This window comes from Plasticicumulans sp., assembly GCF_035331805.1.
Taxonomy (GTDB): domain Bacteria; phylum Pseudomonadota; class Gammaproteobacteria; order Competibacterales; family Competibacteraceae; genus Plasticicumulans.
The window spans coordinates 1-9947 of the sequence record NZ_DAOLKE010000120.1; the positions used below are offsets into that span (position 1 = coordinate 1).

Genomic DNA, 9947 nt, shown 5'->3' on the forward strand with positions numbered 1-9947 from the left:
GGCGAGCGTCGTGCGCAAGCCGGCATCGACGCGCCCGCCCGTGCCGCTGCCGGCCCGGCCGCCCTTGTCGGTGGCGCCCTCGGCCGGACGCAGCCGGAACACGAGGCCGTGTCCGGCGAGCAGCTCCGCGAGCGGCAGGTCGCCGGTGCCATGCACGCAGGCGGCGAAGAAGTCGGCGAGCGGCTGGCCGGCAAGCTCGGCGGCCAGCGATTCGATGCCGTCCTCGGGCACGCCGAGGCCGGGCCGGCCGTAGCGCTGCCACAGCGCGCGCATCAGGTCATCGAGCGAGCGCGTGCCCCGGCTCAGGCGGCGCAGTGTCAGGTCGAGGGCGAGCGCCACCAGCGCGCCCTTGGCGTAATAGCTGACCACGGCGTTCGGGGTATCGGCGTCGGGGCGGTAGAACTTGGTCCACGCATCGAAGCTCGACTCCGCCACCGACTGGCGATGCCGCCCCGGCCCGCGCCAGACGCGGGTCGCGGTCTCGCCGAGCAACTGCAGCCAGGCGGCCTCGTCGATCAGGCCGGAGCGCCTGAGCATCAGGTCGTCGTAATACGAGGTGATGCCCTCGAAGGCCCACAGCAGCCGCGTGTAGTTCTCGCGCTGGTAGTCGTACGGCGTGAACGCCGCCGGCCGGATGCGCTTGACGTTCCAGGCGTGGAAATACTCGTGGCTGCAGAGACCGAGAAAGGTCCGGTAGCCGTCGGTGAGCTCGGCAGCCCCCGGCTGCGGCAGGTCGTCGCGCGCGCACAGCAGGCTCGTGGAGTTGCGGTGTTCGAGCCCGCCGTAGCCGTCGCCGACCGCCATGACCAGGAACAGATAGCGCTCGAACGGCGCCGGCTCGCCGAACAGCCGGATCTGCGCGCTGCAGACGCGCTCCAGGTCGCGCGCGAGCCGGTCGAGATCGACCGTGCAGCGCCCGGCGATGACGATCTCGTGCGGCACTCCGCAGGCCGTGAAGCGCGCGTGCTGCCAGTCACCGATCTCGATCGGGCAGTCGACCAGCTCGTCGTAATCGGCCGCCGCGTACAGGCCGGCACCGCGCGCGTCGGTGGCGAGCGCCGTGAGCCCGGTCGCGACGCGCCAGCCGGCGTAGGTCTCGCCCTGCGGCAGCACGACTTCCAGCTCGCAGGGCGCATCGGCGCGATCCGGCAGCCGCGGGAACAGCGCCGTGCCGTTGGCGTAGGCGCGCGTGGTGTCGAGCCAGGCCGTGCGCACGGAGAGATCCAGCGCATGGACTTCGAGTTCGACGCTCAGCGGTCCGCGGCACGGCGCGCAGCGCCAGCCGTCCTTGCCGGTCTTCGTGACCGCCACCGGCGCACCGTCGCCGTCGCACGCCGTGAACGCGATGACGTTCTTCGCGAACTCGCGGATCAGGTAACTGCCCGGAATCCACGCCGGCAGCACGAAGCACTGCCCGTCGGCAGCCGGCTCGGCGACCGTGCAGCGGCTGAGGAAGCGGTGGGTGTGCGGCGCCGTGGCGAGCAGCGTGTAGCGGATCGGTGCGTTCATGCAGGCATCGGGAAGCGACCGGGGGCCGGCCCCGCGGTCGCAGCGGCTCAGTGGTGGTGGCCGTGCGGGCCGTGGACGTGGCCGTGGGCGATTTCTTCCTCGGACGCGGCGCGGATGTCGAGGATCTCGACATCGAAATGCAGCGTCTTGCCGGCCAGCGGGTGGTTGCCGTCGAGGCGGATGCTGTCCTCGGCGACATCGACGACGGTGAAGGCGATGACGCCCTGCGGGCCTTCGCCGTGCACCTGCATGCCGACGCGGATCTCCTCGTCCGGCGGGAACTGGTCGCGCGGCACGTCGAACACGGCCTGGTCGTTGCGTTCGCCGTAGCCGTCGGCCGGTGCGACCGTGACCTTGTCCTTGAAGCCGGGCTCGGCACCTTCGAGCCGGCTTTCGAGACCGGGGATGATGTTGCCGTGGCCGTGCAGGTAGTCGAAGGGACCGCGGCCCTGGCTGGTGTCGAGCACTTCGCCGGCGTCGTCGGTCAGGGTGTAATGCATGGAGACGACCATGCCGGAAGCTGCTTTCATGGAGGGTTTACCGCTGGGAGGGGACGGGAAGGCACGACCTTAGCACAGGCGCCCGCCGGCTATACTCGGGCGCATCCCCTGCCCTGCCGCCTTCCGGTGCCGCCGCCATGCTCCGCCGCCTCGCGTACGTCTGCCTGTCCGTCGTACTGGCCGGCTGCGCATCGGGGCTGTCCGAACGGCGCGCGCGCGTGCTCGCCAGTGCCGAGGCGCTGATCGGCACGCCCTACCGCTGGGGCGGCACCGATCGCAGCGGCCTCGACTGCAGCGGCCTCGTGCAGCTCAGTTACGCCGAAGCCGGCCTGCACGTGCCGCGCACCACCACCGACCTGCTGCGCGACGGCCGGCCGGCCGCCGACCCCGAGCCCGGCGACCTGCTGCTGTTCTCCGAGAACGAACCCGGCAAGCCGACGCACGTCGGCATCTACGCCGGTGACGGCCGCATGATCCACGCATCGAGCCGCGGCGGCCGGGTGCTGAAGTCGAGCCTCGACACGCCGTACTGGCGGCGCAACCTGATCGGCTGCGTCCGCTATCTCGACGGCTGAGCGGCCGTGCGCGAGCGCTTCATCAGCCGGGATGCAGGAACGCCGACGGTGTCGCGCAGCCGGCCGGCACCCCGTGCTGCCAGACCGGTTCGCCGCCGTCGAACACGATGAAATCCCCGGGCGCGAGCAGGTTCCAGCGCTCGTTGCCGGTCAGCGGCTGCGTGGCGATGACGGTGACCACGTCATCGGGCGTGGTCTCGCCCTGGAAGTCGACGGCCATGTCGGCATCGGTCAGCTGCGCCTCGCCAAACGGCGCGCGCCGCGTCAGCCACGCAAGCTTCGTGCTGCAGTGCGCGTACAGCCAGCGGCTGTCGGAGAGCAGGAAGTTGAAGATGCCGAGCTGGTTCAGCTCGGCCGCGAGCCCGGCGACGTAGCGCCACAGCGTCGCCGGCACGCGCGGCGGCTGCGGGAAGCGCTCGCGGATGCGCCCGAGCAGCCAGCAGAACGCATGCTCGCTGTCGGTGCTGCCGATCGGCTCATACGGGCCGCAGGGCCGGCGCTTGATGCCCTTCAGCTCGCCGTTGTGCGCAAACACCCAGCTGCGCCCCCACAGCTCGCGCGTGAACGGATGCGTGTTCTCCAGACAGACCCGGCCGCGGTTGGCGCGGCGGATGTGGCTGATGACGATGCGGCTCTTGATCGAATGCTGCTGCACGAGGCGCGCGACTTCGGATTCGCAGCTCGGGCAGGGGTCGTGGAACAGCCGCGCGCCGCGCTCGCCGTAGAATGCGATGCCCCAGCCGTCGCGGTGCGGACCGGTGTGACCGCCGCGCTGCATCAGCCCGGTGAAGCTGAAGCGGATGTCGGTCGGCACGTTCGCGCTCATGCCGAGCAGCTCGCACATCGCGGCTCAGCCCCAGTTGCCGCCGCGGGCGTAGCCGCCGCGCGGCTCCTTGATGCCGAGCGCACGGCGCACGTGCGCGAGGTAGGGATTGCCCTTCAGCTCGGCGGCCAGCGTCGTGTCCGGGCCGTGGCCGCAGTGCACGTGCAGCTCGCCGGGCAGCGTCATCAGCTTCGCGAGGCTCTTCTGCGCGAGCCCCGGATCGCTGAGCGGAAAGTCGGTGCGCCCGACCGAGCCGGCGAAGATCGTGTCGCCGACGAACAGGTGCCCGCCGACCTGCCAGCAGCCCTGCCCCGGCGTGTGTCCGGGCGTCGACACGAAGCGGCATTCGAGCGCGCCGACCCGCACGAGTTCGTCATCGTCGATCTCGCGGTCGATGCGCCCGCAGGGCTTCGAGAACTGCGGGGCACCGAACAGCTCGCCCTGACGCGGCAGCAGGTCGAACATCGGGCGCTCCAGCCGCGGCAGGCAGGTCTCGGCCTGCGGATACAGCGCCTGCAGCGGCACGAGTCCGCCGGCGTGATCGAAATGCGCGTGCGTCAGCAGGATCGCGCGCAGATCCGGCCGCGGCGTGAGCGCGGCCAGCTCGCTGGCGACCTCGTCGCTCTCGCCGGTATCGATCAGGACACAGGCCCCGGTCTCGGGGTCTTCGATCAGCCAGGCGTTGACCTGGAACAGGCCGACGGTAAAGCAGCGCAGGTTCATGGGCGGGATCGGTCGCGGGGGGGTCGAGGGATTTTCAATGGCTTTCGGTGGCCTTCGGTGGTTTTCGGGGAACCACGCCGGACGCTAGCGTCCGATGATGTGCGCGTGCAGGTCGACGCCGTCGCGCTCGCTGATGCACCAGCCGCGCGCGGAGGCGGCGGCCGCATGCACGGATTCGCGATCCCCGGTCAGCAGCGGATGCCACTCGGGCAGCGGCCGGCCCTCGGCGAGCCGGCGATAGGCGCAGGTCTCGGGCAGCCAGCGAAAGCGCGGCACGTCGGCGGGCGTGAGCCGCACGCAGTCCGGCACCCAGCGCCGGCGGTTCGCATATCGCGTGCAGCGGCAGCTGTGGGTATCGAGCAGGCGGCAGGCGACGCGGGTGTGGAACAGCTCGCCGGTGTCCTCGTCCTCGAGCTTGTGCAGGCAGCAGCGCCCGCAGCCGTCACACAGCGATTCCCATTCCTGCGGGCTCAGCTCGGCGAGGGACTTGGTCTGCCAGAACGGCGGCATCGGCGAAACCGGGTGAAGCGGCCGGACCGGCGGCACGCGCCGGTCCGGCCGGCAGGGCTCAGGAGTGGATGTACTCGCGCAGCGTCTCGGCTTCCTTGGCGGCCTCGTCGAGCTTGGCCTTGACCACGTCGCCGATCGAGACCAGCCCGAGCAGCGTGCCGCCGTCGACGACCGGCAGATGCCGGAAGCGCCGCTCGGTCATCAGCGACATCACCGAGTCGATGCTGTCATCGGGTTTGCCGAGCACCACCGAGCAGGTCATGCGCTGCTCGACGGTCACCTGCGTCAGGTCATCGCCCTCGGCGTACAGGCGCACGACGTCGCGCTCGGTGAAGATGCCGAGCGGACAGCCGGTGGCGTCGGGGATCAGCACCGCGCCGACGCGGTTGCCGTGCATGGTCCTGACGGCTTCAGCGATGGTCGCCGTCGGCGCCACCGTCACGGGACGACCGGTCTTGGTCGCCAGCAGGTCCTTGATCTTCATGATGTATCCCCCAGGTTTTGCCAGAGTCTCTGTCGTTTCGTCGCCCCCGCCGCGGCGGGGCCTGCGCCCGGCCAGAGTAGCACCGGGCGCACGGGGGTCCAACCTGCCCCGGTGCTGCAGCGCGACGGCTGTCGCCGGCCTCGGCGCCGGCGGCCGCGGGCTGTGCGGCTGGACGGACCGGCGCGGATCGGCACAATACCCGGCTTCTGCCGCCGGCCGGTGCCGGCAGCCCCCGACCCGGTCGCGTCCATGCCCGCAGCCATCGAATCCGAATCGGCCCTCGCCGCCACGCGCGCCTGGGTCGAACACCTCGTCGTCGGACTGAATCTCTGCCCGTTCGCGTCGCTGCCGTTCACGAAGAAGACGATCCGCTTCGCGGTCTGCGACGCCTCGCAGCCGGCGGTCATCGCCGAACGGCTGGCCGGCGAACTCGCGCTGCTCGCCGAGGCCGATCCGGCGATCGTGCAGACCACGCTGCTGATCCTGCCGAACGCCTTCGCGGACTTCCTGGACTTCAACGACTTCCTCGATGTCGCCGATGCACTGGTCGAGGAAGCCGGGCTCGCCGGCGTGCTGCAGGTGGCCTCGTTCCATCCCGGATACCAGTTCGCCGACGAGGCCCCCGACGATGTCTCGCACTGGACCAACCGCTCGCCGCATCCGGTGCTGCACCTGATCCGCGAGGACGACATCGAGCGCGCCGCCGCCACGCATCCGGATGTCGACGGCATCCCGGACGCCAACATCGCGAAGCTGCGCACGCTCGGACGCCCGGCGATCGAGGCGCTGCTCGAACGCTGCCGGGCCGCCGGCGAAGCCGCCCGGAAGCCTGCCGAATGATGTCACCGGTCGCCGCCCCCGCTGCCGGCCGGGATGCCTTCTGGCGCGATGCCGCGCTGCTCGTGCTCGCCCTGCTCGCCGTGCATGCGCTGAACCTCGCCGTGCATCGCGATCTCTGGGTGCAGGACGAGGCCCGCTACGGCGAGGTGCTGCGCGAGATGCTCGAATCCGGGCGCTGGCTGGTGCCGCACCTGAACGGCTTCCCGTATCCGGACAAGCCGCCGGTGTACTTCTGGCTGGTCGCCGCACTCGGCGCGCTGACCGGCCAGGGCGAACTGGCGTTCCGGCTGTTCACGCTGCTGTCGACCGTCGCCGCGACCTTCGGCACCTGGGTGCTCGGGCGACGCCTCGCCGGTCCGGCGGCCGGGCGCTGGGCAGCACTCTGCTTCGTGACGCTGTTCGGCACGCTGGTGGTCGGCCAGATCGCGCGCATGGACATGACGCTCTGCGCGACCTGCGTCTGGGCCTGGGTGGCGCTGCACGCGCATGAGACCCGCCGCTCGCGCGCGGCGCTCGTCGGCTTCTGGCTCGCGAGTGCCGCCGGCGTCGCAATCAAGGGTCCGATCGCGCTGCTGTTCACGGTGCTGCCGGCGCTGCTGCGCCCCCTCGGCGCGCGCGACTGGGCGGGCTTCGCCGCGCTGAAGCCGCTGCACGGCCTCGGCCTGCTGGTCGGCGGCGTGCTGGCGTGGATCGCGGCGGTCTGGCTCGACGGCGAGAGCGCGTATCTCGTGACCATCTGGAACGAGCAGCTGGTCGGCCGGGCCGTGAATTCCTGGTCGCACCGGGAGCCGGTCTGGTTCTACGTGACGCTGCTGCCGGTGCTGCTGATGCCGTGGACCGGGCTGGCGGTCAGCGGCGCGCGCACGTTCTGGCAGAGCGAACCGATCGCGGCGCGCTTCGTCCTCGCCTGCCTGCTGGTCGCGCTGCTCGCGATCTCGGCGATCTCCGGGAAGCTGTTCATCTACCTGCAGCCGCTGTTGCCGCTCTGCGCGGTGCTCGCCGGCGTCGGCTGCACGACGCTGCTCGCGCAGTCACGCATCGGCACCGAACAGGCGCTGCTGCCGGTGGTGTGGTTCACGCTGCTCGCCGGCGGCATCGGCTGGGGCACGCACGACGTGCTCGGCAACAACCCGCGCGGCTTCGCGCTGGCCACGATCCTCGGCCTGTGCGCGATCCTCGGCTTCCGGCTGTCGCGCCAGCCGCCGCGGCGCTGGCTGATCGGCTGGACCGGACTGTCGGCCGTGGTGTCCTGGGTGGTGTTCGGCGCGCTGATCACGCTCGTCAACCCGCTGTACTCCGGCAAGCCGCTCGGCGAGGCCATCGCCCGGCTGGCGCCCGGCTCGCGGCCGGTGGCGATCGTGCATTCGACGCGCGGCATCCTGAACTACTACGCCGGCCGGCTGATGACCGAGGTCGAGCGCACCGACATCGCCGCGTGGTATCTGCTGCATCCCGATGCGCTGGTCGTGATCCAGTCCGCGCACCTGTCGTACTGGTTCCCGGAGGGCAAGGTGCCGGCCTGCACGACCGACGAGACCTACTCGGTCGAGCTGAAGGAATACCGTGTCCTTGCCGGCTGCCCGCGCTGACGAGGGCATCGCTCGCGCGCTGCTGCGCGCGCAGCCGCAGCGCTTCGCCGGGCAGCCGCTGACGGCGACGATGTTCGCGAACGTGCGCGCCCGCGCCCACGCCACGCTCGCGTTCGCCTTCGCGCTGCTCGCGCTGGCGGCGCTGCTGACGGCGCTCATCGGCGATGCGCCGCTCAGCCGGCACCTCTCCAGCCGCTTCTGGGTCGCCGGACAGCGCAGCCTGCTGAAGTGGCTGACCGACGCCGGCCTGTACGCCGGCTATGCGTGCTTCATCGCCCTGCTCGTGCTCGGCTGGTGGCGGCGTCAGCGGCTGTGGTTCGAAGTCGCGCGCGTATGGCTCGCCGCGCAACTCATCGGCGGCCTGCTCGTCGTGCGCGTGCTGAAGATGTGGATCGCACACCCGCGCCCCGACACCGGCGCCGGCGATGCGCCGCTGCAGTGGCTGGGGCTGACCTGGAATGCCGCCTACAACAGCTTCCCGTCCGGGCACTCGGCCGACATCGCCACCAGCGCCTTCTGCCTCTGCCTGCTGCTGGCGCGCCCGTGGCAGCGCGCCTGGGTGCTCGGCTTCGCGGCGCTGATCGGGCTGACGCGCATCCTGCTCGCCAAGCACTGGGCCAGCGACGTGCTGGCCGGCAGCGCGGTCGGACTGACGGTAGCGGCGCTGATCGCCGGTTTCTGGCTGCGCCGGCTCGCCACCGGCGACGCCCCGGCTTAAGCCTCGCCTAAGCGATCCGGCGCGAACGCGGCGCGGCGCGCCGGCTCGAAGCGGGCGTGCCGGACGTTTCCGGTGTCATCCGTCCTCGGGAGGACCGCCATCATGGCATCCCGTCGAATCCGGGCAGCCCTGCTGCTCGCCGCTGCCGTCGCGGCACCGCTCACCGCGGCCGTGGCCGGGGAGTTCGTGCCGGTACGGCGCGTGGTCGAGGAAGTCATCGTCACCGAAGCGCCGCCGCCGCCGCGCGAGGAAGTCATCATCGAGCGCCCGTCGCCGCGCCACGTCTGGGTCGCCGGCCACTGGCAGCGGGTCGGCAACGAGTGGGTCTGGCAGAACGGCCACTGGCTGCAGCCGCCGCGCCTCGGCGCCGGCTGGGTGCCGGGTCACTGGGATCAGCGCCCGCGCGGCTGGGTGTGGGTGCCGGGACACTGGGCGTGAACGCCGTTGCCCGTTGCGGGCTCTGTCTCGCGCTCGCCGCCGGCGTATCGGCCTGCGCCGTGGTGCCGGCCGAGCCATACCGCTACGGATACGGATACGGATACCGGCCGGCGCCGGTCGCCGTCGTCGCGCCGCCGGTGATGGTCGGCGGCTGGTGGCATCCGTACCGCTACCGGCGCTGGTGACGGCGCCGCGCCCGAACCGCCGGCGGCGTCCGGCGCCGCCGGCCCTGGCGCATCAGCGTGTGCCGTAGATGCCGATGCCGTAGTAGCAGGGGTTGTTGTTGCACGAGTACATCTTCACGCGCAGCGTGAACTTGCCGGTCCACTTCGGCTGGACGCTGACGATCGGCATGTCGTCGCGCTGGTCGTCGTTGTCGATGTCATTGCCGCCCTCGTCCCGCAGCACGAGGTCGAGATCGCTGCAGTCGGCATCGCAGACCGACACGATCTTGTAGGACATGCCCTTCTTCAGCGTGAACGAGAAGCTGTCGCTGTCGCCCTGTCGCAGCTTGTCGATCTTCGGCGTGTGCGTCTGCTCGAAGCCGCGCTTCGCCATCGCGGTATCGACGCGATCGAGCAGGATGTTGACCTGATCGGTGTACTTGCCGGCCGCTGCCGGCAGGGCGGCCGCGCCGAGCGCGACGGCGAGCAGCAGGGAGCGGGCACGGATCGGGAGCAGCGCAACGGAAGACGGCATGGGCATGAGCCTTCTGGTTCTGGTGTACGGGCCGGGCGGAGCGGACAGGGGAAACGGACGCGGCCGGAGCAGGGGCCGGCCGCGGGCGCGAATCTTACGGTCTGTTCATCGGAAGTGCTGCGGACCCGGATCAATCAAACCTCAATCCGGCAGGCATTCCGTGCTCAGGCCTCGATGCAGGCGCGAAAGCCCCGGCCCTCGTCATCGGCGTACAGCACGACCGCTGCCGGCCCGATCAGCGCCGGCGCCGCGTAGCGCAGCCACTGCAGCGCACCGGCCTGCCAGCCGACCTGCACGAGCGTGAGCGCCGCCGCGAAGCCGGCCTCGTCGACCGGCGCCTGACCTTCGCGCCAGGTCAGGTTGTACAGCTCGGTCAGCTCCGCGGCCGCCTGCGCGCGCAGCGCCGGGTCTTCGGCGGCCAGACGTTCGAGCAGGGCCTCGGGCAGCCCGGCGGTGTCGGGGGTTCCGGCGAGCCGGGCGCGCAGCTCGGCAGGGGTCGGGGCATCGGTCATGGCGGCGGCTCGCGGCAGACGGAAGGA

The 9947-nt window shown here is 71.3% G+C and carries 14 protein-coding genes; 6 read left to right on the forward strand and 8 right to left on the reverse strand.

Annotated features, from left to right (window positions below):
• Together PKE44_RS10110 and PKE44_RS10115 are read right to left on the reverse strand one after the other, a co-directional pair.
• The coding region (locus tag PKE44_RS10110) for a peptidase M61 (RefSeq protein ID WP_324550682.1) at positions 1 to 1509 on the reverse strand (1509 nt) is incomplete at its 3' end.
• Between the two features lie 47 nt (positions 1510 to 1556).
• Positions 1557 to 2039 (reverse strand): peptidylprolyl isomerase, encoded by a 483-nt coding sequence (locus PKE44_RS10115; protein WP_324550684.1) that lies wholly within the window; start codon positions 2037 to 2039, stop codon positions 1557 to 1559.
• Between the two features lie 107 nt (positions 2040 to 2146).
• Here PKE44_RS10115 and PKE44_RS10120 point away from each other — a divergent pair, with 107 nt between their 5' ends.
• Positions 2147 to 2584 (forward strand): C40 family peptidase, encoded by a 438-nt coding sequence (locus PKE44_RS10120; RefSeq protein WP_324550686.1) that lies wholly within the window; start codon positions 2147 to 2149, stop codon positions 2582 to 2584.
• Positions 2585 to 2606: 22 nt separating this feature from the next.
• On the opposite strand, the gene PKE44_RS10125 is transcribed toward PKE44_RS10120, so the two are convergent.
• From PKE44_RS10125 to PKE44_RS10140, 4 genes are all read right to left on the reverse strand, one after another.
• On the reverse strand, positions 2607 to 3428 hold the full coding sequence (locus PKE44_RS10125; RefSeq protein ID WP_324550687.1) for a class II glutamine amidotransferase: 822 nt from the start codon (positions 3426 to 3428) through the stop codon (positions 2607 to 2609).
• A gap of 6 nt (positions 3429 to 3434) precedes the next feature.
• On the reverse strand, positions 3435 to 4130 hold the full coding sequence (locus PKE44_RS10130; protein ID WP_324550689.1) for an MBL fold metallo-hydrolase: 696 nt from the start codon (positions 4128 to 4130) through the stop codon (positions 3435 to 3437).
• Between the two features lie 84 nt (positions 4131 to 4214).
• Positions 4215 to 4640 (reverse strand): YcgN family cysteine cluster protein, encoded by a 426-nt coding sequence (locus PKE44_RS10135; protein WP_324550692.1) that lies wholly within the window; start codon positions 4638 to 4640, stop codon positions 4215 to 4217.
• Between the two features lie 58 nt (positions 4641 to 4698).
• Positions 4699 to 5124, reverse strand: coding sequence for a CBS domain-containing protein (locus PKE44_RS10140; protein ID WP_324550694.1), 426 nt, complete (start codon positions 5122 to 5124; stop codon positions 4699 to 4701).
• A gap of 249 nt (positions 5125 to 5373) precedes the next feature.
• On the opposite strand from PKE44_RS10140, the gene PKE44_RS10145 reads away from it, so the two are divergent.
• From PKE44_RS10145 to PKE44_RS10165, 5 genes are all read left to right on the forward strand, one after another.
• A complete protein-coding gene (locus PKE44_RS10145; RefSeq protein WP_324550696.1) occupies positions 5374 to 5964 on the forward strand; it encodes a DUF1415 domain-containing protein in 591 nt (196 codons plus the stop codon).
• The gene (locus PKE44_RS10150) at positions 5961 to 7553 is read left to right on the forward strand and encodes a glycosyltransferase family 39 protein (protein ID WP_324550699.1); all 1593 of its coding nucleotides are present in this window, start codon (positions 5961 to 5963) and stop codon (positions 7551 to 7553) included. Before PKE44_RS10145 ends, PKE44_RS10150 begins: the two co-directional genes overlap by 4 nt.
• Complete coding sequence (locus PKE44_RS10155) at positions 7534 to 8271, forward strand: phosphatase PAP2 family protein (protein ID WP_324550702.1); 738 nt, start codon at positions 7534 to 7536, stop codon at positions 8269 to 8271. The genes PKE44_RS10150 and PKE44_RS10155 overlap by 20 nt, the downstream gene beginning before the upstream one ends.
• 102 nt (positions 8272 to 8373) lie before the next feature.
• On the forward strand, positions 8374 to 8709 hold the full coding sequence (locus PKE44_RS10160; protein ID WP_324550704.1) for a hypothetical protein: 336 nt from the start codon (positions 8374 to 8376) through the stop codon (positions 8707 to 8709).
• The gene (locus PKE44_RS10165) at positions 8706 to 8894 is read left to right on the forward strand and encodes a hypothetical protein (protein ID WP_324550706.1); all 189 of its coding nucleotides are present in this window, start codon (positions 8706 to 8708) and stop codon (positions 8892 to 8894) included. The genes PKE44_RS10160 and PKE44_RS10165 overlap by 4 nt, the downstream gene beginning before the upstream one ends.
• 52 nt (positions 8895 to 8946) lie before the next feature.
• Here the strand turns inward: PKE44_RS10165 and PKE44_RS10170 are convergent, their stop codons facing one another.
• Both PKE44_RS10170 and PKE44_RS10175 read right to left on the reverse strand, forming a co-directional pair.
• Positions 8947 to 9408 carry a hypothetical protein gene (locus PKE44_RS10170; protein WP_324550708.1) on the reverse strand — a complete coding sequence of 154 codons (462 nt, stop codon included), beginning with the start codon at positions 9406 to 9408 and terminating at the stop codon, positions 8947 to 8949.
• Between the two features lie 164 nt (positions 9409 to 9572).
• On the reverse strand, positions 9573 to 9947 hold a 375-nt coding region (locus PKE44_RS10175), incomplete at its 5' end, for a hypothetical protein (protein WP_324550710.1).